Genomic DNA, 21539 nt, shown 5'->3' with positions numbered 1-21539 from the left:
TCAGCCCGTCGTCGGCCTGTACGCGTACACCGCCGTCGTCACCAGGCACGGCGTCGGCGGCACCACCTCGACGCGCAGCGTCCGTCGCGCCGCGTCGTAGTCCACGCCCTCCGTCTCGAACGAGCCGGAGCAGACGCTGCGCCGCGGCGAGGCGAAGAGGGAGGAGACGCGGCCGGTCACGGGCCGCCCGTCGAGCGCGCGGTCCAGGTCGATCCGGAGGACGGGCCGGTCCTCGGGGAACAGTTCCTTGGACGCGTCGTTCGAGGCGCACACCAGCCGCGTGGCGGAGACGAAGTCACAGCCCTGGATGTCGCGCACGGGCTTGTCGAGCGTGATCTGCCCGGCCTGGGGGAGCGCCCCGCCGGTCGGTGGCGTGGAGGGGTTGAGCAGCGGCGCGGGGAAGACCTGGAGGCGCTTCTGGTCGCCCCACTCACCGGAGACGAGCCAGCGCGTGTCGGGCGAGACGGCGGCGAAGGAGTTGTTGAGCTTCTCGCCCGCGTCGAGCCGATGCTCGTAGAGGTGGCGCTGCCCGCCGGGCGTGGTCACCGCGAACATCTTCGACTTCGCGCCGTCACCGCCCTGGTAGGCGTCGAAGGTGTGCCCGTCCGCGATGTCGGGGTCGCCCACGTGCCCCCAGCCCTTGACGCGCAGGTCCAGCGGTATCGAGCCGAGCCCCCGGTGGAGGAGGCTGCCGTCCGCGCGGCTCGCGAGCCCCTGGCTGCCGGTGAGGGAGTTGACGTACGAGGTACCCGACTCCTGCCAGCCGCCGGGCGAGGCCGATGCCGCGCCGCCCGTCATCACCACCGTCAGGGTGACGGCGCCGAACAGGGCGGTCGACGCCCGCCGAAGGGTCGTCGCCGGTGCGGTCCAAAGGGTCATCGGGGCGCTACCTCCGTGGGGGGTCGGAACGCTGCCGCGTCATCGTACGTAACGTGAGCCCCAGTGGTAACGCTCCGACAGAAGGCGGTTGTAGACGTGAAGCTGGCAATTCTCGGCGGAGGCGGGTTCCGCGTTCCGCTGGTGTACCGGGCCCTCCTCGGCGACCGTGCCGAGGGCCGCGTCACCGACGTCGTCCTGCACGACCTGGACGCGGCGCGGCTCGGCGCCATCGCGCGCGTCCTCGCGGAACAGGCCACGGGCGTCGCCGAAGCGCCCGCCGTGACCGCCACCACCGACCTCGACGAGGCGCTGCGCGGCGCCGACTTCGTGTTCTCCGCGATCCGCGTCGGCGGCCTCGAGGGGCGTGCCGCCGACGAACGCGTCGCGCTGGCCGAGGGCGTCCTCGGGCAGGAGACGGTCGGCGCGGGCGGCATCGCGTACGGACTGCGCACCGTGCCCGTCGCCGTGGACATCGCACGGCGCGTCGCCCGGCTCGCCCCGGACGCCTGGGTCATCAACTTCACCAACCCCGCGGGCCTGGTCACCGAGGCCATGTCACGCCACCTCGGCGACCGCGTCATCGGCATCTGCGACTCGCCCGTCGGCCTCGGCCGCAGGGCCGCGCAGGTGCTCGGCGCCGACCCCGACGAGGCCTTCATCGACTACGTGGGCCTCAACCACCTCGGCTGGCTGCGCGGCCTGCGCGTCGCGGGCCGCGACGAACTGCCGCGCCTGCTCGCCGACCCCGGACTCCTCGTCTCGTTCGAACAGGGCAGGCTCTTCGGCGCCGACTGGCTCCAGTCGCTCGGCGCGATCCCCAACGAATACCTGCACTACTACTACTTCAACCGCGACACCGTACGCGCCTACCAGCAGGCCGAGCGGACCCGCGGCGCCTTCCTCCACGACCAGCAGGCCCGTTTCTACGCCGATGTGCAGGACCCGGGCACCTCCGCCCTCAAGGCGTGGGACGACACCCTCGCCGAGCGCGAGGCGGCGTACATGGCGGAGAACCGGGAAGCGGCGGGCGTGGGGGAGCGGGCCGAGGAGGACCTGGAGTCCGGTGGGTACGAGAAGGTCGCCCTCGCGCTGATGCGGGCCATCGCGCGGGACGAACGGGCGACGCTGATCCTCAATGTGCGCAACGGCACGACCCTGGCCGCCCTGGACGCGGACGCCGTCATCGAGGTGCCGTGCTCCGTCGACGCCAACGGCGCCCATCCCATGACGGTGGACCCGCTGCCGGGCCACGCCACCGGCCTGGTGTGCTCCGTCAAGGCCGTCGAGCGCGAGGTGCTCGCCGCGGCGCGGAGCGGGTCGCTCGCCACCGCGGTCAAGGCGTTCGCGCTGCATCCGCTGGTCGACTCGGTGACGGTCGCGCGGCGCCTGGTGGACGGCTACCGCCAGGCGCATCCCGGGCTCGCGTACCTGGGCCGCGGGGAGCCGGGCGGGACCGAGCTGACATGATCACGGGATGAGTCCCGTCGTCTCCATCGGTGCCGCCGCCCGCCGCCCCTGCACGCTCGTCGTGTGCCGGGGCTGCTGCTGCGGCGACGCCCGCAAGAACCCCGGCATCGACCACGACTGGCAGCTGGAGCGGCTGCGGTCCGCGGCGGCGGCCTCGCGGGGCCGGTTCGCGGTGCGCACGAGCGACTGCCTCGGGCCGTGCGGCCAGGCCAACATCGTCGTCGTCCAGCCCTCGAACGAGGGGCGCAGGCGGGGCGGCCGGGCGGCCTGGGTCGGCTTCGTCACGGACGACGAGTCGCTGGAGGGGATACTCGCCTGGGCACAGGCGGGCGGCCCCGGCCTGGCCGAGCCGTCACCGACGCTGGCGCTGCAACTGGTGGACCCCCGCGCGCTGTAGGACCCGTCTGTGCGGGAGCCCTGACCTAACCGGCGAGGACCTGGTCCAGGAAGCCGTGCAGATTCCGCAGGGTCCTGGCGTTCTGCTCCTCCAGTGAGAGGCTCTCCTCCATGCGGCGGGCGAACACCGTCGTCTTCTTCCCGCGCACGTAGAGGGAGCACGCCAGGTCCGCGCAGATGTACAGACCGACCGTGTTGCCCTGGCGGCCCGCCGCTCCCGCCTTGGGCGCCACGAGCAGGGTGATGCCGGAGCCGGACTGCGGGGTCACGCAGACCGAGCAGATGCTGGACTTGAGCAGGCTCTTGCGCGGCCCGGTCGAGGCGCGCAGCGCGATGCCGACGGGCTTGCCGTCCCGCCACGTCACCACATAGCCGCGCTCGGGGGCCTTGGGGTCGCGCCAGCCCAGGAAGTCCAGGTCCGACCATGCGGTCTCGGCGAAGCCCGCCGGCAGCGTGAGCCGGGTCGCCTCACCCTTCGAGCAGTTCACGAAGGAGGCGCGGATCTGTTTCTCACTGACGGATTCCATGATCCGGAAGGTACCAATGGACAAACGGAACCGTCCTCTCTTTTTCCCCGGTACCTCTGAGGCGGCCGCGTGGGCGGGCGCCCGCGCGGCCCAGGACTCGGTCGCGCGCCGCAGCAGCCGGAAGCCGAGGGACTCGTCCGGGGGCGGGGTGCTTGCGGCGCGGGGGCGGGAAAGGTCATCGACGCCGCTTCGCCCGCCGGCTCAGGAAGACGCGTCCGACGCCGCCGCGCCCCTCACGCTCCCACCTCGATCACGATCTTGCCCCGCGCATGGCCGTCCTCCACCGCGCGCAGCGCCTCGTCGGCGCGGGCGAGGGGGTAGGTGGCCGTGACGTGTGGGCGCAGGACGTCGGACACGGCCAACAGGGCTACCTCGTCCAGGACCGCCGCCGTCCGGGCGCGCGCGACCGCGGCGCCGCCCAGTTCCGTGACGGTCTCCTTGGCGGCTGCCGTGATCAGTCTGCCGCGGTCGGTCAGGAGCTCCGCGACCTCCGCCAGGTCCGCGCCGCCGACCAGGTCGAAGACCGCGTCGATACGGCCGCCCGGCGCCGACTCCCGCACGCGCTCGGCCAGTCGCGGGCCCCGCGCCACATGGACCGCGCCGAGCGACTCGACGAACTCCTTCTTGCCCGCGCCGGCCGTGCCCACCACACGCAGCCCGAAGTGGCGCGCGATCTGCGTCGCGGCCACTCCGACCCCGCCCCCGGCGCCGGTGATCAGCAGAGTCGCCCCGGCGGGCAGATCCAGCTGCCGCAGCCCGTCGTACGCGGTGGCGGCCGCGACCGGCAGCGCGGCGGCGTCCGTGAAGGAGAGGGCGTCCGGCTTGTGCGCGGCGATGTCGGCCGGGACCAGCGTGAACCGCGCGTACCCGCCGGTGACCGGATTGCCGAACACCGCGTCCCCGACCGCGAACCCCTCCACCCCGGGCCCGACGCGCTCCACGACCCCGGCGACCTCGCTGCCCAGGACCTCCGGCCCCACCAGCGGCCCCTGCCCGGGCCTGCGCTTGCCCGCCCGCAGCTTCCAGTCGACCGGGTTCACGCCCGCCGCGCGCACCGCGACGAGGAGTTGCCCCGGTCCGGGCTCCGGTATCGGCAGGTCGACGAAGGCCTCCACCTCGGGACCGCCGTGTTCGGTGAATACGTACGCCATGGGCATCCGGCTCGCTCCCTCGCTCGGGTCCGTACCGCTCGGTTCCGGTCTCGGTTTCCGTACAGGATGACCACCAAGATCGCCCGGCTATTCCCCGACCGAGGGGACGAGGCAAGGAGGGAATGTCACAGTCCCACCGAACCGTCGATCCGCTCCCGGATCAGATCCGCGTGCCCATTGTGCCGCGCGTACTCCTCGACCATGTGCACGAGCACCCAGCGCAGCGACACCGCGCCCAGCCAGGAATCCCTGCCCTCGACGTCGAGGTCGGCCGCCTCCGCGACGAACTTCTCGGCGAACTCCACCTCTTGGCGCCACGCCGCCCAGGCCGCGGCGACGGCGCCCGGCTCCGCCACCGCGCCGTCGAAGTCCTCGTCCGCGTTGTCCGGCGTGGCGTAGAGCGGCGCCGCGTCCTGCCCGGCGAGGTCCCGGCGGAACCAGCGGCGCTCCACGTCGGTGAGGTGCCGGACGAGACCGAGCAGCGACAGCGCGGAGGGAGCCACGGAACGGTGATCCAATTCCCCCGACAGCCCCGCACACTTGATCTCCAGGGTCGCGCGCTGGGCCCGCAGGAAGTTGACCAGCATCGCGCGTTCGTCGCCGGTGGTGGGGGTCTCGTACCGGGCGTCGGACTCTTCTCCCGTGAAGAAGACGGCTCGTCTGCTTGTAGTCATGCCCCCATCATCGGACCCGGGATCACCCGCGCCCGCGCGACCCCAGCGCCGAGTAGAGCGCACCGACCAGGTGGACGCTGCGCAGATCCTCGCCGGACGTGCCGGCGCCCATGCGGTTCATCGTGTACGCGTACGAGACACGGTTCTCCGGATCGGCGAAGGCGTACGACCCGCCCATGCCCCCGTGCCCGAACGCCCGCGGGTTGGGCCCCGCCTGCCCGTACTGGTTGGGCATGTAGCCGAGGCCCCACGGCCACCTCTCGGCGAGCGGCGTGCCGACCCGCAGCACCAGGTCCGGTTCGTCGGCGCCGCCCTGCGGTGTGCGCAGCCGCTCCACCGTGTCGGCGGCGAGCAGCCTGCCGCCCGCCAACTCTCCGTACACCGTGGCGAGTCCGCGCGCGGTGGCGTGGCCATTGGCCGCGGGGATCTCCGCGCCGCGGTAGGCCGCGCCGTTCACGTCGCGCAGCGGCAGGTAGGAGAAGGCCAGCGTGACCGGCGCCATCGGATGGTCGTCGAGCCCGCCGACCGGGGGCTCGGGAGCCTCGGCGAACACACCGCGCCCCGAGGACGTCCCGTCGGCCGCGCTCACGGGCGGTGCGATGTCCGCACACCGCCCGTGCTCGCTCTCCGGGGTACCGATGAAGACGTCGGCGCCCAGCGGCCCGGTCACCTCCGAGCGCAGGAAGGTGCCGAGTGAGACGCCGGTGACCCGCCGCACCACCTCACCGACCAGGAAGCCGAACGTCACCGCGTGATAGCCCTGCGCGGAGCCCGGCCGCCACCACGGCGCGGTGGCCGCCAGCGCCTCGGTGACCTTCTCCCAGTCGTACACCGCGCCCGGCCCCATGGGTTCGCCGGGCGCGATCAGCCCGCTGCGGTGGCTCAGCAGCCAGCGCACCGGGATGTCCGCCTTGCCCGCCCGTGCGAACCCGGGCCAGTACCGCGCGACCGGCGCGTCCAGGTCCAGCTCACCGCGCTCCACCAGCAGATGGGCGCAGAGCGCCGTCATCCCCTTGGTCGTGGAGTACACGTTCACCAGCGTGTCCCGCTCCCAGGGACGCGTGCCGCTCCGGTCGGCGTCACCGGCCCACAGGTCCACGACGAACGTACCGTCGACCGTGGCCGCGACGGCCGCCCCCAGGTCACCGCGCTCGGTGAAATTCCGCTCGAACTCCTCGCGTACGCGCTCGAATCCGGGCGCACACGTGCCGTGGACGCGCACAGTCATGGACTCTCCCTGGGCGGTGAGACGGATCGGCGGCGCCCCATCGTGCCGCATGGTTGCCTACGGCACCTACCCCCGTGACGGGACCGTCTACCCCGAGACAGGAACGTCAATCACAGCGCCTTGTGTCCCGCTCGCCAGAGGTTGGACTTCTCTTCACCCGCCGGACACGGGCCCTTCCGTATCGCTTGCTCCCCTTGGCACACTTCACCCGCTCGCGTCCCCCACACAACACGAGGTCGAAATATTCATGCCTGAACTCAATCGGCGCCGTTTCATGCAGGTCGCCGGCGGCACCGCGGCCTACGCGGTGCTCAACCAGAGCATCGCCCGCGCCGCCTCCCTGCCCGCGAGGCGCAGCACCGGCACCATTCAGGACGTCGAGCACGTCGTGGTCCTGATGCAGGAGAACCGTTCCTTCGACCACTATTTCGGGACGATGAAGGGCGTACGCGGCTTTGGTGACCCGCGCCCGGTGACGCTGCCGAACGGCAAGCCCGTCTGGAACCAGCCCAGCGGCGGCAAGGAGGTGCTGCCCTTCCACCCCGCCGCCGAGGACCTCGGCATGCAGTTCATCGCGGGCCTCGACCACGACTGGGCCGGCGGCCACAAGGCGTTCAACAACGGCAAGTACGACCAGTGGATCCCGGCGAAGTCCGAGCGGACGATGGCGTACCTGAAACGGGACGACATCCCGTTCCATTACGCGCTCGCCGACGCTTTCACCATCTGTGACGATTACCACTGCTCGTTCATCGGGGCCACCGACCCCAACCGCTACTACATGCTCACCGGTCACGTCGGCAACGACGGCAAGGGTGGCGGGCCGGTCCTCGGCAACCAGGAGGCGGGGTACGACTGGACGACGTACGCCGAGCGCCTGGAGCAGGCGGGCGTCTCCTGGAAGGTGTACCAGGACATCGGCGACGGCCTGGACGCGGCTGGGCACTGGGGCTGGATCGACGACGCCTACCGAGGCAACTACGGCGACAACTCCCTCCTCTACTTCAACAAGTTCCGCAACGCCAAGCCCGGAAACCCGCTCTACGACAAGGCCCGCACCGGCACCAACGCCAAGGCGGGCGACGGCTACTTCGACATCCTCAGGGCCGACGTCAAGGCCGACAAGCTCCCGCAGGTCTCCTACATCGCCTGCCCCGAGGCCTTCACCGAGCACCCGAACTGGCCGGTGAACTTCGGCGCCTGGTACATCGCCCAGGCCCTCGACGCGCTCACCTCCAACCCCGAGGTGTGGGCCAAGACGGCGCTGTTCGTCACCTACGACGAGAACGACGGCTACTTCGACCACATCGTCCCGCCGTACGTGCCGAAGGACGCGGCCCAGGGCAAGTCCACCGTCGACACGACACTCGACTACTTCCCGGGCAACGCCTCCTACGCGGCCGGGCACTACGGCCTCGGCCAGCGCGTCCCGATGATCGTCGTCTCGCCGTGGAGCACCGGCGGCTTCGTGAACTCCGAGGTCTTCGACCACACGTCGATCATCCGGTTCATGGAGCGGCGCTTCGGCGTGCGCGAGCCCAACATCTCGCCGTGGCGCCGCGCGATCTGCGGCGACCTGACCTCCGCCTTCGACTTCAGCGGCAAGGACACGGACCCGGCACGGCTGCCCGACACGGCCGCCTACGAGCCGCCGGACAACAAGCGCCACCCCGACTACGTGCCGAAGGCGCCCGCGAACCCGAAGCTGCCCCGGCAGGAACCGGGCTCCCGGCCCGCCCGCGCCCTGCCGTACGCCCCGCTGGTCGACGGCGGCGCGGACCCGGCGGCCGGGAAGTTCACGCTGACCTTCGGCGGCGGCGACAAGGCGGGCGTCTGCTTCCATGTCCGCTCCGCCAACCGCACCGACGGCCCCTGGACGTACACCGCGGAGGCCGGCAAGACCGTCTCCGACACCTGGAACTCGGCGTACTCCAGCGGCACGTACGACCTCTCGGTGTTCGGCCCCAACGGCTTCCTGCGCACCTTCAAGGGCCCCGGCAAGAAGGCGGGCCCCGAGGTCACCGCCCGCCATGACCGGACGACGGGCAACCTCACGCTGACGCTGAGGAACGCGGGCAGCGCGGACGTGAACCTCACGCTGACCAACGCCTACGGCGGCACGCCCCAGACCTTCAAGGTCAAGGCGGGCGCCGACGTGCAGCACACCGTCGATCTGCGGGCGACCAGGCGCTGGTACGACCTCACCGTGAAGTCCGACACGGACACGGGCTTCCTGCGGCGGCTCGCGGGCCACGTGGAGACGGGCGCGGCGGGCGTCAGCGACCCGGCGATCATCACCGGCTGAGGGTCGGCGGGGCCCCGGAGCAGCAATGGGGAGAGGCGCCGATAGAGGAGAGGCCGTCGTGAACCGCCGCGGATGGCATCCAGGGGCATGACGAACTCCTCCCCGCGCCCCTCCGGGGCCCCCGCCAAGCCCGTCCTCGACGGGCTCGAAGAGAAATGGTCGCGGCGCTGGGACGAGTCGGGTGTATTCGCGTTCGACCGCTCGAAGACGCGGGACGAGGTCTTCTCCATCGACACCCCGCCGCCCACGGTCAGCGGGTCGCTCAGGGATGGGACGACAACGGCCTGCCGACCCCGCCCTGCCGTACGACCCCGGCTTCACGCCGCCGGAGAAGCCGGGAAGGCGCCAACTGCCCAAATCCTGGAGGAACTTCATCGAGCTGTGCGAACGGCTCACCGTCGAGGACGAGAAGGTCTTCGAGGAGCTGTGGCGCAAGCTCGGGCTCTCCGTCGACTGGTCGCGCACCTACCAGACCATCGACGCGGACGCCCGCGCCACCTCGCAGCAGGCGTTCCTGGACAACCTCGCGCGCGGTGAGGCGTACGTCGCCGAGGCACCCACGCTGTGGGACGTCACGTTCCGCACGGCGGTCGCCCAGGCCGAGCTGGAGGACCGGGAGCGGCCCGCCGCGTACCACCGGCTCTCCTTCCGCCGGGCCGACGACCGCGCCGTCCTGATCGAGACGACCCGCCCCGAACTGCCGCCCGCCTGTGTCGCGCTGGTCGCCCACCCGGACGACGAGCGGTACCAGGACCTGTTCGGCACGACGGTCCGCACCCCGCTCTTCGGCATCGAGGTCCCCGTCTTCGGCGACACCACCGACGTCACGTGGTGGCGCGAACTGCGGCTCGACACGCGGCCGGCGCCGCGTACGCGAAGCGGGCGGGCGCCACCGCCCGCACCGCGCGCGAACGCGGGTACGTCCGCAACAGCGGCCGGGACGAAAAGCTGCGCGACGAACTGCTCGCGCGCGGTCCTGCCGTTCGCCACGGAGGAGGTCTGGTCGTGGTGGCGGAGCGGCTCGGTGCACCGAGCCGCCTGGCCGGACGCCGGCGGACCGCGCCGGTACGCCGGCGACGCGGCGGTCCTCGACACGGCGTCGGAGGCCATCGCGGCGGTCCGCAAGGCCAAGTCGCGGGCGCGGTTGTCGATGCGGGCGGAGGTCACGGGGGCGGCGGCCACGGCACCGCGAGCGACCCTCGACCGCTTCGCGGCGGCGGAGGCCGATGTGCGGGCGGCGGGCACGATCGGAGCGGTGGAGCTGCGGGAGGCGGCGGGCGATCTGCGGGTCGACGTGGCGTTCTGAGGGGGTTCTTCGCGCCCCGCCCGGAAGGTAGGGTCACCCGGGTGACAACGCATTCGAACACTCCTGCTGGCTGGTACCCGGACCCCCAGGGCAACCCCCAGCAGCTCCGCTGGTGGGACGGCTCCCAGTGGACCCAGCAGACCAGCCCGGCCCAGCAGGTCCCGCAGCAGCCGCAGGCCCCGCAGACCCCGCAGGGTCAGTTCGGCCAGCCGCAGGCGTACCCGCAGGCCGCGCCGGTGGCGCCACCGATGGCCGACCCGGCCAAGGTGCAGCGCCAGGTCCAGCAGCAGGCCGGCGTCGCGCCGTCCGCTCAGGGCGGCGGCACGCTGTTCACCGAGCCGGTCCTGGTGGTGAACCAGAAGGCCAAACTCATCGAGCTGACGAACGAGTACAGCGTCATGGACCAGTCGGGCAACACGCTCGGCTCGGTCGTGCAGGTCGGCCAGAGCTTTCTGAAGAAGGCCGCGCGCTTCGTCGCGAGCATCGACCAGTTCATGACGCACAAGCTGGAGATCCGCGACGCGTACGGCCAGCCGCAGATGATGCTGACCCGCCCGCGGAAGTTCATGAAGTCGCGGGTGATCGTGGAGCGCGCGGACGGCTCACCGGTCGGTGAGATCGTCCAGCAGAACATGATCGGCAAGATCAACTTCGCGATGGTGGTGAACGGCCAGCAGGTCGGCGCGATCAAGGCGGAGAACTGGCGCGCCTGGAACTTCTCGATCGTCGACCACGCGGACAACGAGGTCGCCCGGATCACGAAGACCTGGGAAGGTCTCGCCAAGACCATGTTCACCACCGCGGACAACTACGTCCTCCAGATCCACTACCAGCTGCCCGAGCCGCTCCTGAGCCTCGTCGTGGCGACGGCCCTGACGGTCGACACGGCCCTCAAGCAGGACTCCCGCGGCTTCGGGTGACCGTGCCCGTTCCGTACGACAACGGCGTCGGCCGCACTCCCCGCCCGGGAAGTGCGGCCGACGCCGTTTCTCACGTACGTACGGACTGACATGCGTACGTACGTCCGTCAGGGCCGTGACAGGCGCAGCGCCGCCGGTTCCACGGCCGGGCCGGGGATCGACGGCAGGAAGTCCGGCTCCGGCTCGTCCGCCGGGCCCCGCGGCGACGGCGACCGGGTGAGGACCACGACGCCGTACGCCGCGACCGCCGCGCCCGCCACCGCGAGGAGGAGCCCGCCGGCGCCGCCGCGCAGCCGCTCGCCGAGCAGCGCCACGCCGATGACCGAGGCCGCCAGCGGGTTGGACAGGGTCACCACGGCGAGCGGCGCGCCGAGGCCGCCCCGGTAGGCGGTCTGCGAGAGCAGCAGGCCACCGGCGGCGAACGCCGCGACCAGCAGCGCGACGATCAGGACCTGCGGGCTGAGCAGCGGCCCCGAGCGGTCGGTCACGGCGACCGTCACGGTCTGCGTGAGCGCCGACGCGACGCCGGATGCGAAGCCGGACGCGGTCGCGTGCCGCAGCCCCGGCCGCGTACCCGGCCGGGAGAGCATCCCGATGGCCGCCATGGTCGCGGCGGCCACGACCAGCGCCTCGGGCACCGTCAGGGTGTCGTCCGGCGCCGGTCCCGAAGCGGTCAGGAGCAGCGCGCCGAGGCCGATGAGCGTGAGGCCGGTGCCGCGCCACTCCAGGCGCGTGACCCGGCGCCCCGCGAGCCGCGCGCCGAGCGGCACGGCGGCGACGAGGGTGAGCGCCCCCAGCGGCTGGACCAGCGTGAGCGGCCCGTACTTCAGGGCGGCCACGTGCAGCAGCGCGGCGGCCGCGTTGAGCCCGACCGAGGACCACCAGATGCCGCTGCCGAGCATCCGCAGGACCCCGCTCTCGCCCTCGGCGACCCGCGAGGCGAGCCGCTCCTGAGCGACGGCCGCGGCGGCGTACGCGCCCGCCGAGACGAGGGAGAGCACGACGGCGAGAAGTGTGGCGCTCACCGTGGGGCCCCCGAGACGATCAATTCCGGGACGGCGGGGGAGAGGCCCGGCTCCGACGCGGGCGAGGGGGGCGCGGGCGCCGCTCCGGGCGCGGGCGCGGCTTCGGGCGCGGGCGAGGGCGCGGCATCGGGCTGGGACCGGGACGTGGCTCCTCGGCGCCGTACGACCAGCGACCGTGCCGGAAGCGGCGGCCTGATGACGGCGAGCGCGATGCCGAGCAGCGCGGTCGCCGCGAGCGCGTCGAGCCAGTAGTGGTTGGCGGTGCCCACGACCACGAGCAGGGTAAGGAGCGGATGCAGCAGCCACAGCCAGCGCCACCGCGTCGAGGTCGCGACGATCATGCCGATGGCGAGCATCAGCGCCCAGCCGAAGTGCAGGGAGGGCATGGCCGCGAACTGGTTGGCCATCGTGTCGGTGGCGGGCTTCGAGGCGTAGACCGAGGGTCCGTACACCTGCGCCGTGTCCACCAGGCGCGCGGCGTCCAGCATCCGAGGCGGCGCGAGCGGGAAGCCCAGGTGCAGCACGAGCGCGGCCGCGGTCAGCGCGGCCAGGACCCGCCGCGTCCAGACGTAGTGCCGGGGCCGGCGCGCGTACAGCCAGACCAGGAAGAGCAGCGTCGCCGGGAAGTGCACGGTCGCGTAATAGGTGTTCGCGACGTGGATCAGCGTCTCGCTGCTCAGCAGCGCGTCCTGCACGGCGCCCTCGCCGGGCAGGCGCAGCACCCGCTCGGCGTCCCACACGCGGTGCGCGTTGTGGAAGGCCTCGCCGGTGTGCCCGTTGGCGAGCTGCCTGCCGAACTTGTAGACGAGGAAGAGTCCTACGACGAGGAGGAGCTCGCGGACGACGGGCGGTCGGGCGGATATGTCCGGCTCCCGGACCGTTATGCCCGGCTCCCGTTCGGCAGGCTCGGTTCGGGATTCCATCCCCCGGCCCCTTTGCATGATGACTGGGTAGTGCGGTGCCGAGCGAGGAATCGCCTCGCTCATCGATACGCCAGTGTACCGATACGAAGGCGTACCGGTACACTGGCGTATCGATGAGGGCTGATCGAGCTGATCCGGCCGCCGTACCGAGGAGAAGAGCCATGACGTCGACGACGAGTCGCTCGAAGATCACGCCGGAGCGTGAGCAGGAGTTCTACGACGCCGTCCTCGACCAGCTCCGCGAGTGCGGCTATGAGGCGCTGACCATGGAGGGCGTGGCCGCCCGAACCCGGTGCAGCAAGTCCACGCTCTACCGTCAGTGGAAGACCAAGCCCCAATTCGTGGCCGCGGCGCTGCGAGCCAACCGCTGCGTGCGGTTCGAGGGGATCGACACCGGCAGCCTCGCCGGGGACCTGCGCGAGGCGGCCCGGGCCGCGGGCGAGCAGTCGGGGCGGGACACGATGCTGGTCCAGGCGCTCAGCCACGCGGTCCTCCAGGACGTGGACCTGCAGCGGGTGCTGCGCGAGACGCTGGTCGAGCCGGAGCTCCAGGCCATGGACGTGATCATCCGGCGCGGCGTCGAGCGCGGTGAGATCGCCGAGGGGCATCCGGCGGTGGAGTTCCTCACAGTGCAGCTGTTCGGCGTGCTGCGGGCCAGACCGGTCCTTGAGGGCGCGCACGCCGACGAGGAGTATCTGACGCGTTTCGTCGAGGCGTGCGTGCTGCCCGCGCTCGGCCTCACCTGATCGTGGGCCCGGGTCTGCTGGATGACGAGACCCGGGCCTGCCCGCGCCGCACCGTGGGGACGGGGGCGGCGCGCACCCCCGGGCCGGACGGGGTTCCTCCTGAGCGGCGAGGAACCCCGCCCGGTCCATCGGGCCCACGCGTGCTGCCGCACCGGCCCGCGGCATCATCCGCACGTTCCCGTGTGCTGAACGTCCGGCCCCGTGTCCTACACGTCCTGTCCGGTTCCTCCGCCGCCGCCTGTGGGGCCCGCCTTGATGCCCTTGGCGATCTGGTCCATGTAGGACGGCGAAGGCGCCTTGGCGTTGTCGTCGATGCCCATGCGGACGATGACGAGCTTCGACTTGTCGGCGGGGGAGGGGAAGGCGAGCGACTCGACGTATCCGTCGTCGCTCTTCTCCGTGACGGCCTTCCAGCGGACGTAGTACCCCTTCTGGCCCGCCACGGTGATCGACTTGGACGCCAGCACCTTGTGCGAGGTGATACGGCCGTACGTCTTGCCGCCGTACCCCTCCTTCGCGTTCTTCTTGATGTCCTCCTTGGCGGCCGCCTCGGGCGTCTTGGCGTCGATGCCCAGCTTCTCGGCGGGCTGGGAGTACGCGCTGCCGCGAGTGCACCGCTCCTCGGGGTTCCCGGGGCAGGGGATCGGGTCCGTCTGCACCCCGGCGCCCACCTGCGTGGGGCCGCCCGCCCAGCCGTCCGGCACGGGGATCTTGATGCCGCTCACCGTGTCGCTCGCGAAGCCGGGCTCCTGCCCTGGGGCCTTCGGGGCGTTCGGGGCGTTCGGGGTCTCCGAGCCGTCCGGTGACCGCGGCGAATCGGGCGTCCCGGGGTCCTGGGGGGCGCCGGCCGAGGGCTCCTTGGCGGTGGAGTCGCCGTTGTCCTTGTTGTCGTCGTCGGCGGTCAGGGCGTACACGCCGCCGCCTATCCCGGCGAGGACGACGAGCACCACTCCGACGGCTATCGCGACGCGCAGGCGCCGCCGTGGCGCGGGGGCCTGTCCCGGATGGGCCGGGAAGGCCGGCTGGGTCGGGTACGCGTGCGTGCCCGCGGCGGCGCGCACCTGATCCGTCCACATGTTCCCGTCCCACCAGCGCTCGGTGGGCGGACCGCCGGCGGTCTGGCCGGGATCGGGGTACCAGCCTGGGGGAGTCATCTGCGTCATGGGCGCCAGAGTATGAGCCCCGGGTGAAAGCGGCATGAGAGGGGGCCATAAAGCGACATGAGAGGGCGGTCAAGAGCGGCCCCGCCGGCCTCCCTCGACGCGTGGAGCCCCTGATTCCCCAGGGTCCCCCGGTCCGCAGTTCCCTAGGGCGCTGCTGTCGCGGCCTACCGGCCCCGGCTCCCATGGCCGTTGATGACCAGCCGCGCCGGGGCCTCCTTCTCCGGGATCGTCTCGGGCCACGGCATGCCCCGTCGCCCCGGTGTGATCGAGCCCAGCACGCTCGCGTGGCGTGCGCCCGTGCTCGTCGGGACCGTTCCCGGCAGGCCGTGCAGAGTCAGGAAGCCGAGGACGGCGAAGGCGTACGCCTCTTTCGCCGCGGACGGCATGCCGAGCTCGTCGGAGGTGCGCACCGGGATGCCGCCGCCCAACTCCGCCCGCAGGGAGCCCATCAGCGCCGGGTTGCGCGTGCCGCCGCCGGAGGCGATGACCTCCGAGGCCTTCACCGAGCGGACGGCGTCGGCGACCGTGCGGGCGGTGAGCCGGATGAGCGTGGCGACGACGTCCTCGGTGGGCAGCGCCTCGTACCCCTTCAAGGCCGTACGCAGATACGGCAGGTGGAAGAGTTCCTTGCCCGTCGTCTTCGGTGCCGGAAGCGCGTAGTAGGGCTCGGCGAGGAGACGGTCGAGGAGCCCTGCGTGGACCGCGCCGCGCGCGGCGAACTCACCGTCCAGGTCGTAGGCGAGGCGGCCGCCCGTCGCCTCGCTCACCGCGGCGTCGACCAGGGCGTTGGCGGGGCCCGTGTCGAAGGCGGTGCCGTCGGCGGCGGTGATGTTGGCGATGCCGCCGAGGTTCAGCGCCGCGGGGGCGCCGGGACGGCCGCGCAGCCACATCCGGTCCACCAGGCTGACCAGGGGCGCGCCCTGGCCGCCCGCCGCGATGTCGCGTGGGCGGAAGTCGGCGACCACCGGCAGTCCCGATGCCTCGGCGATCCAGGCGGGCTGTCCGATCTGCAGGGTGCCGTGCACCTGGCCGTCCGCCACCCAGTGGTAGACCGTCTGACCGTGCGAGGCGACCAACTGGGCCTGCGAGTCGCACAGTTCGCGGTCCGCCTCGACCGCGGCGGCGGCGAAGGCGCGGCCTATGGCGGTGTCCAGGCGGCAGACCTCGGCGAGCGTGGTGGTCGCGGGCGGCAGCGCGGCGGCGAGCGCGGCGCGCAGCCCTTCGTCGTAGCCACGGCTGATCAGCCCGAGGGGGGTGAGCGTCAGACGGTCCCCGTCGAGGGTCAGATCGGCGGCTGCCGCGTCGATCGCGTCGTACGAGGTCCCTGACATGAGCCCGATCACGCGCACGTGGGGCCTCCTTCTCGGTCGGCTCACCAATGCGCTTGATCATCGCATCCCGTGGGAGGCGGGCGACGCGTCTTCCGCGAACGCGGCACGGGGTGCAGCGCCGCGCACCGCCCACGCCGATCCCGCCGAAAGCCCGCCCGCCCGGGTGGCGGAACGTCCCGCCCGGGCCGCGGAACACGCCGTCACCAGCGGGCCGAGGCACGGGCCGCGTCTCCCGCGCGAACCCCCGGCCGGGCGCCCCACCTCTGCGCCACCCGACCGCTGTGCGCGGCGCGCCCGACTTCTGTGCTGCGAGGGTCTGCCCGGAGCACGGCTGGGGTACGTCGCGGGGCCCCGTTCAGCCCCGCGCCGCGAGCACCTGTCCCCGCCACACCCCCGGATCACCCCAGGCACACCGCAGTGCCCGCGCCTTCGTGAGCCACAGGGACAGGTCGAACTCCGCGGTGTAGCCGATAGCCCCGTGCAGCTGGAGCGCGGCCCGGGCCGCCCCGTACGCCGCCTCGCTCGCCGTCACCTTGGCGGCGGCGACATCCGCCGGTGCCAGGGTCAGCGCGGCGCCGAGCACCAGGGGGCGGGTGAACTCCAGGCGTAGCAGGACGTTCGCGAGCCGGTGCTTGACGGCCTGGAACGCTCCGATCGGCGTCCCGAACTGCGTGCGCTGCTTCACATACGCCACGGTCCTGTCGAGCAGCGCGCATCCGACGCCGAGCGACTGCGCGGCCGTCGCGAGCGCCGCCCACTCCCTCGCGTGCCGGGCCGCCGCGGTCACGGCGGGGCCCGTGGCGAGCAGTTCACCACCGGGCAGGGGGGCGGCGAGGCGCCGAGCCGGGTCGAGGGACTGACGTACGCGCGCGTGCCCGGGCGCGAGCCGCAGCTCGCCGTCGGCCACGGCCAGGATCAGGCCCGCCGCCTCGGGGTCCAGCGCCAACGGCCCGCCGCCGGGCAGCGTCAGCGTCGCGCTCGCCGCGCCCGAGGCGATCCCGGGCAGGAACCGTTTGGCCGGTTCCGGCTCGCCCAGCTCCGCCAGGCGTGTGAGCAGCGCCGCCGCGGCCACCGTCTCGGCGGCCGGACCCGGCACGGCGTGCCGGCCCAACTCCACGAAGGCGACGACCGTCTCCACGGGCAGCGGGCCCACACCTTCATACGCCTGCGGAACCGGCAGCGCGAAGACCCCCATGTCCGCGAGCCGCGCCCACACCGCACGCCCCGGCGCGAGATCGCCCGCGCCCCACGCGCGCGTGGCCGTCACCGTGTCGGCCGCCGACAGCATCGCGTCCAGCGAGCGCGCGAACTCCCGCTGCTCGGCATCGAGGAGGAACCTCATCAGCGGCGTCCCTTCGGCAGGCCGAGCAGCCGCTCGGCGATGATGTCGCGCTGGATCTCGTTGGTGCCGGCGTAGATGGGCCCGGCGAGGGAGAAGACATACCCTTCCGTCCAGTCCGCCGCCGCGCCGTCGGTCAGCTCGCCCTCCGCGCCCAGCAGATCCAGCGCCGTCTCGTGCAGCGCGATGTCGTACTCCGACCAGAAGACCTTGTTGAGGCTGGACTCGGCGCCGACCGTCTCCCCGGCCGCGAAGCGCGACGCGCAGGCCCACGTGAACAACTCGTAGGCACGCGCCCCGATGACGGCGTCCGCGACCCGGTCGCGCAGAGCGGTGTCCGCCGGGTCCCCGTGCGCCCGCCAGCCCCGCGCGAGGCGGTCCGCAGAGGCGAGGAAGCGGCCGGGGGAGCGCAGAGTGAGGCCGCGTTCGTTGCCCGTGGTCGACATGGCGATCCGCCAGCCCTGGCCCGGCTCGCCGATCACGTCCTCGTCCGGTACGAAGACGTCGTCGAGGAAGAGTTCGGCGAAGGCGGGCTTGCCGTCCAGGCGCCCGACGGGACGGACCGTCACGCCCTCCGCGTCGAGCGGGAACATCAGATAGGTGAGCCCCCGATGCGGCTTGCCCGCGGCACCCGCGCTGGCGCCCGCACCGGCGCTGGCGCCCGCACCGGCACCGGCACCCGCGCCGGTGTCATACGGCCCGCTGCGGAACAGTCCGAACGCGCGGTCGGCGAACGCGGCCCGCGACGACCACGTCTTCTGCCCGCGCAGCACCCAACCCCCGTCCGCACGCCGCGCGGTGGACCGCAGTGACGCCAGGTCCGACCCCGCCTCCGGCTCCGACCAGGCCTGCGCCCAGATCACCTCGCCGGTCGCCATGGACGGCAGCACCCGCGCACGCTGCTCGGCGGTGCCGAAGTCGAAGAGCGTCGGCGCGAGCAGATTGATGCCGTTCTGCGAGACGCGGCCCGGCGCCCCCGCCGCGTAGTACTCCTCCTCGAACACCAGCCACTTGACGATGTCGACGCCCCGCCCGCCGTACTCCTCGGGCCAGGACACCACCGACCAGCGGTCGGCCGCGAGCACGCGCTCCCACTCCCGGTGCGCCGCGAAACCCTCCTCCGTCTCCAGGGACGGCAGCGGCGCGGCCGGCACATGCGCGGCCAACCACTCGCGCGCCCGCCGCCTGAATTCCTCTTCCCCGGCGGTGAAGTCGAGGTCCATCAGCGCCCGCCTTCCCTCTCCCATCACTCTTCCCTAACAAGTGTTTGGTAGATTACCCTGAAAGCGGTAGACGAGTCGAGGGCGAGAAAGCAGAACCAGAACTGGGAGGGCGCCCGATGGACGCACCCGCGTACCCGCCGGGACACGAGCTGCTCGCGGGCCGCACCGCCGTGATCACGGCGGCCGCCGGAGCCGGCATCGGCGGCGCCACCGCGCGCCGCTTCCTGGAGGAAGGCGCCCGCATCGTCATGGGCGACGCCCACCCGCGCCGCACCAAGGAGACGGTCGCGGCGCTCGCCGAGGAGTTCGGCGCCGACCGCGTCGACGGCATCCCGTGCGACGTCACCGACGAGGCGCAGGTCCAGTCCCTGTTCGAGCTGGCGGACCGGCGCCACGGCCGCCTGGACGTCGTGGTGAACAACGCCGGACTCGGCGGGACGGCGCAGCTCACCGAGATGACCGACGAGCAGTGGGACAAGGTCATCGACGTCACGCTGAACGGCACGTTCCGCTGCACTCGCGCGGCCCTGCGCCGCATGCGGGCCTCCGGCCGGGGCGGCGTGCTGGTGAACAACGCCTCGGTGCTCGGCTGGCGCGCCCAGGCGGGCCAGGCGCACTACGCCGCGGCGAAGGCCGGCGTCATGGCCCTCACCCGCTGCGCCGCGATCGAGGCCGCCCCCCACGGCATCCGGGTCAACGCGGTCGCGCCGAGCCTCGCGATCCATCCCCACCTGGCGAAAGTGACCTCTCCGGAGCTCCTCGACGAACTCACCGAGCGCGAGGCCTTCGGGCGGTACGCGCAGCCGTGGGAGATAGCCAACGTCATCGTCTTCCTGGCCAGCGGCTACTCCTCGTACATGACGGGCGAGACGGTCTCGGTCAGCAGCCAGCACGCCTAGGCGGAGAATGACCGTGTGTCGAAACCGAAGCAGAGCACCAACGAACCGAAGCAGAGCACCGACGAACCAGAGCAGCGCACCAGCGAACCGAAGCAGCGCACCAGCAAGAAGAAGGCGCAGGTGAGCCCCTCGCCCGAGCGGCGCCGCGAACTGCTCGGCATCGCCGCCGACGTCTTCGCCGAGCAGGGGTACAACGCCACCACGGTCCGCAAGATCGCCGACGCCGCGGGCATGCTCGCCGGCAGCCTCTACTACCACTTCGACTCCAAGGAGTCGATGCTCGAAGAGATCCTCCGCACCTTCCTCACCGAGCTGTGGGACGGCTACGACAGCGTGCTCCAGGCCCAGCTCGACCCCCGCCGGACGCTCGAAGCGCTCGTCACGGAGTCCTTCCGGGAGATCGACCGGCACCGCGCCGCCGTCGCGATCTACCAGAAGGAGGCCAAGCACCTGGTCGCCCAGCAGCGCTTCCAGTACCTGTCCGACTCCCAGCAGCGCTTCGAGAAGGCGTGGCTGACGACGCTGGAGCGCGGCGTCGCGGAAGGCGTCTTCCGCGACGACCTGGACGTCCGGCTCGCCTACCGCTTCGTGCGCGACACCGTCTGGGTCGCCGCGTCCTGGTACCGCCCCGGCGGCGGCCACAGCCCCGAGGAGATCGCCCGCCAGTACCTCTCGATGGTCCTGGACGGCATCTCCGTACGTACGTAAGCGGCGCGCCGTCCCACGGCGCCCCACGACCGAGGAGTACCCAGTCATGGCCGAGGCCTACATCGTCGAAGCGGTCCGCACCCCCGTCGGCAGGCGCAAGGGCGGGCTCTCCCAGGTCCACCCCGCCGACCTGGGCGCCCACGTCCTCAAGGCGGTCGTCGAGCGCACCGGCATCGACCCCGCCGCCGTGGAGGACGTCGTCTTCGGCTGCCTGGACACGGTCGGGCCCCAGGCCGGGGACATCGCCCGCACCAGCTGGCTCGCGGCCGGACTCCCCGAAGAGGTGCCCGGCGTGACGATCGACCGGCAGTGCGGATCGTCCCAGCAGGCCGTGCACTTCGCGGCGCAGGGTGTCCTGTCCGGCACCCAGGACCTCGTCGTCGCGGGCGGCACACAGAACATGTCGATGATCCCCATCGCCTTCGCGTCCCGGCAGGCCGCCGAGCCGCTCGGCCTCACCGAAGGCCCGTACGCCGGCAGCGAGGGCTGGCGCGCCCGCTACGGCGACCGGCCCGTGAACCAGTTCCACGGCGCCCAGTCGATCGCCGCCAAGTGGGACATATCCCGCCGCGACATGGAGGAGTTCGCCCTCCGCTCCCACCAGCGGGCGATCCGCGCCATCGACGAGGGCCGCTTCGACCGCGAAACCGTCGCGTACGGCGACGTCACCACCGACGAGGGCCCGCGCCGCGACACGACCCTGGAGAAGATGGCGGGCCTCAGGCCCGTCCTGGACGACGGCACGATCACCGCCGCCTGCTCCTCACAGGTCTCGGACGGCGCCGCGGCCATGCTCATCGCCGGCGAAAGGGCCGTGCGCGTACACGGGTTGACGCCCCGCGCCCGCGTCCACCACCTCTCCGTGCGCGGCGAGGACCCCATCCGGATGCTCTCCGCGCCGATCCCCGCCACCGCGTACGCCCTCAAGAAGACCGGCATGAGCATCGGCGACATCGACCTCGTGGAGATCAACGAAGCGTTCGCGCCGGTCGTCCTCGCCTGGCTCGAGGAGACCGGAGCCGATCCGGAGAAGGTCAACGTCAACGGCGGTGCGATCGCCCTCGGCCACCCCCTCGGGGCGACCGGAGTGAAGCTGATGACGACCCTTTTGCACGAACTGGAGCGCACCGGCGGCCGGTTCGGCCTCCAGACGATGTGCGAGGGCGGCGGCCAGGCGAACGTGACGATCATCGAGCGCCTCTGACCGCCCCCCCGGCCGCCCCCGACCGCCGTCCCGAAGACCCGCCCCGCCCGCGAAACGGACGCCCCCTCACCCCTTGCGGCAGTACCTGCGCCGACCGCGCTCCACAGCGGCCCCGACCCGGCTAG

20 protein-coding genes are annotated in these 21539 nt (G+C 72.4%); 9 read left to right on the top strand and 11 right to left on the bottom strand.

Annotated elements, in window-relative coordinates; translation table 11 throughout:
- On the bottom strand, positions 1 to 879 hold the full coding sequence (locus ACWDZ7_RS04160) for a hypothetical protein (RefSeq protein WP_451794623.1): 879 nt from the start codon (positions 877 to 879) through the stop codon (positions 1 to 3).
- A gap of 96 nt (positions 880 to 975) precedes the next feature.
- Between ACWDZ7_RS04160 and ACWDZ7_RS04155 the strand changes: the two genes are divergently transcribed.
- Positions 976 to 2346, top strand: coding sequence for a 6-phospho-beta-glucosidase (locus ACWDZ7_RS04155; protein ID WP_451794622.1), 1371 nt, complete (start codon positions 976 to 978; stop codon positions 2344 to 2346).
- 7 nt (positions 2347 to 2353) lie between these two features.
- Complete coding sequence (locus tag ACWDZ7_RS04150; protein WP_451517209.1) at positions 2354 to 2743, top strand: (2Fe-2S) ferredoxin domain-containing protein; 390 nt, start codon at positions 2354 to 2356, stop codon at positions 2741 to 2743.
- Positions 2744 to 2768: 25 nt separating this feature from the next.
- Here ACWDZ7_RS04150 and ACWDZ7_RS04145 read toward each other — a convergent pair whose 3' ends face one another.
- From ACWDZ7_RS04145 to ACWDZ7_RS04130, 4 genes are all read right to left on the bottom strand, one after another.
- Complete coding sequence (locus ACWDZ7_RS04145) at positions 2769 to 3269, bottom strand: FBP domain-containing protein (protein ID WP_451794621.1); 501 nt, start codon at positions 3267 to 3269, stop codon at positions 2769 to 2771.
- 233 nt (positions 3270 to 3502) lie between these two features.
- Entirely contained in the window at positions 3503 to 4426 is a 924-nt protein-coding gene (locus ACWDZ7_RS04140; RefSeq protein ID WP_451794620.1) for a quinone oxidoreductase family protein, read from the bottom strand.
- Between the two features lie 119 nt (positions 4427 to 4545).
- Positions 4546 to 5094 (bottom strand): DinB family protein, encoded by a 549-nt coding sequence (locus ACWDZ7_RS04135; protein WP_451794618.1) that lies wholly within the window; start codon positions 5092 to 5094, stop codon positions 4546 to 4548.
- Positions 5095 to 5116: 22 nt separating this feature from the next.
- The gene (locus ACWDZ7_RS04130) at positions 5117 to 6322 is read right to left on the bottom strand and encodes a serine hydrolase domain-containing protein (RefSeq protein WP_451794617.1); all 1206 of its coding nucleotides are present in this window, start codon (positions 6320 to 6322) and stop codon (positions 5117 to 5119) included.
- A 247-nt stretch (positions 6323 to 6569) separates the two neighbouring features.
- Between ACWDZ7_RS04130 and ACWDZ7_RS04125 the strand changes: the two genes are divergently transcribed.
- The 3 genes from ACWDZ7_RS04125 to ACWDZ7_RS04115 all read left to right on the top strand — a co-directional run bounded on the left by ACWDZ7_RS04125 (position 6570) and on the right by ACWDZ7_RS04115 (position 10853).
- Positions 6570 to 8627 carry a phosphocholine-specific phospholipase C gene (locus ACWDZ7_RS04125; protein WP_451794616.1) on the top strand — a complete coding sequence of 686 codons (2058 nt, stop codon included), beginning with the start codon at positions 6570 to 6572 and terminating at the stop codon, positions 8625 to 8627.
- Between the two features lie 268 nt (positions 8628 to 8895).
- A complete protein-coding gene (locus tag ACWDZ7_RS04120; protein ID WP_451794615.1) occupies positions 8896 to 9933 on the top strand; it encodes a class I tRNA ligase family protein in 1038 nt (345 codons plus the stop codon).
- Between the two features lie 41 nt (positions 9934 to 9974).
- Positions 9975 to 10853, top strand: coding sequence for a phospholipid scramblase-related protein (locus tag ACWDZ7_RS04115; RefSeq protein WP_451794614.1), 879 nt, complete (start codon positions 9975 to 9977; stop codon positions 10851 to 10853).
- A 107-nt stretch (positions 10854 to 10960) separates the two neighbouring features.
- On the opposite strand, the gene ACWDZ7_RS04110 is transcribed toward ACWDZ7_RS04115, so the two are convergent.
- Both ACWDZ7_RS04110 and ACWDZ7_RS04105 read right to left on the bottom strand, forming a co-directional pair.
- A complete protein-coding gene (locus ACWDZ7_RS04110; RefSeq protein WP_451794613.1) occupies positions 10961 to 11878 on the bottom strand; it encodes a DMT family transporter in 918 nt (305 codons plus the stop codon).
- Complete coding sequence (locus ACWDZ7_RS04105; protein WP_451794612.1) at positions 11875 to 12801, bottom strand: phosphatase PAP2 family protein; 927 nt, start codon at positions 12799 to 12801, stop codon at positions 11875 to 11877. The genes ACWDZ7_RS04110 and ACWDZ7_RS04105 overlap by 4 nt, the downstream gene beginning before the upstream one ends.
- A 161-nt stretch (positions 12802 to 12962) precedes the next feature.
- Between ACWDZ7_RS04105 and ACWDZ7_RS04100 the strand changes: the two genes are divergently transcribed.
- Positions 12963 to 13547: a TetR/AcrR family transcriptional regulator gene (locus ACWDZ7_RS04100; RefSeq protein WP_451516073.1), complete on the top strand. Its 585-nt coding sequence runs from the start codon at positions 12963 to 12965 to the stop codon at positions 13545 to 13547.
- 206 nt (positions 13548 to 13753) lie between these two features.
- Here the strand turns inward: ACWDZ7_RS04100 and ACWDZ7_RS04095 are convergent, their stop codons facing one another.
- The 4 genes from ACWDZ7_RS04095 to ACWDZ7_RS04080 form a co-directional block, all read right to left on the bottom strand.
- Positions 13754 to 14710 carry a DUF2510 domain-containing protein gene (locus ACWDZ7_RS04095; RefSeq protein ID WP_451794611.1) on the bottom strand — a complete coding sequence of 319 codons (957 nt, stop codon included), beginning with the start codon at positions 14708 to 14710 and terminating at the stop codon, positions 13754 to 13756.
- Positions 14711 to 14874: 164 nt separating this feature from the next.
- On the bottom strand, positions 14875 to 16059 hold the full coding sequence (locus tag ACWDZ7_RS04090; protein WP_451794609.1) for an anhydro-N-acetylmuramic acid kinase: 1185 nt from the start codon (positions 16057 to 16059) through the stop codon (positions 14875 to 14877).
- A gap of 337 nt (positions 16060 to 16396) precedes the next feature.
- Positions 16397 to 17383, bottom strand: coding sequence for an acyl-CoA dehydrogenase family protein (locus tag ACWDZ7_RS04085; protein ID WP_451794608.1), 987 nt, complete (start codon positions 17381 to 17383; stop codon positions 16397 to 16399).
- Complete coding sequence (locus tag ACWDZ7_RS04080; RefSeq protein WP_451794784.1) at positions 17383 to 18603, bottom strand: acyl-CoA dehydrogenase family protein; 1221 nt, start codon at positions 18601 to 18603, stop codon at positions 17383 to 17385. Before ACWDZ7_RS04080 ends, ACWDZ7_RS04085 begins: the two co-directional genes overlap by 1 nt.
- 116 nt (positions 18604 to 18719) lie before the next feature.
- On the opposite strand from ACWDZ7_RS04080, the gene ACWDZ7_RS04075 reads away from it, so the two are divergent.
- The 3 genes from ACWDZ7_RS04075 to ACWDZ7_RS04065 all read left to right on the top strand — a co-directional run bounded on the left by ACWDZ7_RS04075 (position 18720) and on the right by ACWDZ7_RS04065 (position 21414).
- On the top strand, positions 18720 to 19502 hold the full coding sequence (locus ACWDZ7_RS04075; RefSeq protein WP_451794606.1) for an SDR family oxidoreductase: 783 nt from the start codon (positions 18720 to 18722) through the stop codon (positions 19500 to 19502).
- Positions 19503 to 19622: 120 nt separating this feature from the next.
- Positions 19623 to 20210, top strand: coding sequence for a TetR/AcrR family transcriptional regulator (locus ACWDZ7_RS04070; RefSeq protein ID WP_451794782.1), 588 nt, complete (start codon positions 19623 to 19625; stop codon positions 20208 to 20210).
- Positions 20211 to 20256: 46 nt separating this feature from the next.
- Positions 20257 to 21414 (top strand): acetyl-CoA C-acetyltransferase, encoded by a 1158-nt coding sequence (locus ACWDZ7_RS04065; protein ID WP_451794605.1) that lies wholly within the window; start codon positions 20257 to 20259, stop codon positions 21412 to 21414.
- The last annotated feature ends 125 nt before the right edge of the window (positions 21415 to 21539 follow it).

This window comes from Streptomyces sp. NPDC003032 (assembly GCF_053591415.1).
This window is presented reverse-complemented; position numbering and strand designations above follow the sequence as displayed.

What these genes read in the sequence shown, in the direction of transcription:
- ACWDZ7_RS04075 (WP_451794606.1), top strand. Translation starts at nt 18,720, where the DNA reads ATGGACGCACCCGCGTACCCGCCGGGACACGAGCTGCTCGCGGGCCGC.
- ACWDZ7_RS04065 (WP_451794605.1), top strand. Translation starts at nt 20,257, where the DNA reads ATGGCCGAGGCCTACATCGTCGAAGCGGTCCGCACCCCCGTCGGCAGG.
- ACWDZ7_RS04130 (WP_451794617.1), bottom strand. Translation starts at nt 6,322, where the DNA reads ATGACTGTGCGCGTCCACGGCACGTGTGCGCCCGGATTCGAGCGCGTA.
- ACWDZ7_RS04160 (WP_451794623.1), bottom strand. Translation starts at nt 879, where the DNA reads ATGACCCTTTGGACCGCACCGGCGACGACCCTTCGGCGGGCGTCGACC.
- ACWDZ7_RS04120 (WP_451794615.1), top strand. Translation starts at nt 8,896, where the DNA reads ATGGGACGACAACGGCCTGCCGACCCCGCCCTGCCGTACGACCCCGGC.
- ACWDZ7_RS04085 (WP_451794608.1), bottom strand. Translation starts at nt 17,383, where the DNA reads ATGAGGTTCCTCCTCGATGCCGAGCAGCGGGAGTTCGCGCGCTCGCTG.
- ACWDZ7_RS04145 (WP_451794621.1), bottom strand. Translation starts at nt 3,269, where the DNA reads ATGGAATCCGTCAGTGAGAAACAGATCCGCGCCTCCTTCGTGAACTGC.
- ACWDZ7_RS04150 (WP_451517209.1), top strand. Translation starts at nt 2,354, where the DNA reads ATGAGTCCCGTCGTCTCCATCGGTGCCGCCGCCCGCCGCCCCTGCACG.
- ACWDZ7_RS04100 (WP_451516073.1), top strand. Translation starts at nt 12,963, where the DNA reads ATGACGTCGACGACGAGTCGCTCGAAGATCACGCCGGAGCGTGAGCAG.
- ACWDZ7_RS04140 (WP_451794620.1), bottom strand. Translation starts at nt 4,426, where the DNA reads ATGCCCATGGCGTACGTATTCACCGAACACGGCGGTCCCGAGGTGGAG.
- ACWDZ7_RS04105 (WP_451794612.1), bottom strand. Translation starts at nt 12,801, where the DNA reads ATGGAATCCCGAACCGAGCCTGCCGAACGGGAGCCGGGCATAACGGTC.
- ACWDZ7_RS04135 (WP_451794618.1), bottom strand. Translation starts at nt 5,094, where the DNA reads ATGACTACAAGCAGACGAGCCGTCTTCTTCACGGGAGAAGAGTCCGAC.
- ACWDZ7_RS04095 (WP_451794611.1), bottom strand. Translation starts at nt 14,710, where the DNA reads ATGACGCAGATGACTCCCCCAGGCTGGTACCCCGATCCCGGCCAGACC.
- ACWDZ7_RS04080 (WP_451794784.1), bottom strand. Translation starts at nt 18,603, where the DNA reads ATGGACCTCGACTTCACCGCCGGGGAAGAGGAATTCAGGCGGCGGGCG.
- ACWDZ7_RS04125 (WP_451794616.1), top strand. Translation starts at nt 6,570, where the DNA reads ATGCCTGAACTCAATCGGCGCCGTTTCATGCAGGTCGCCGGCGGCACC.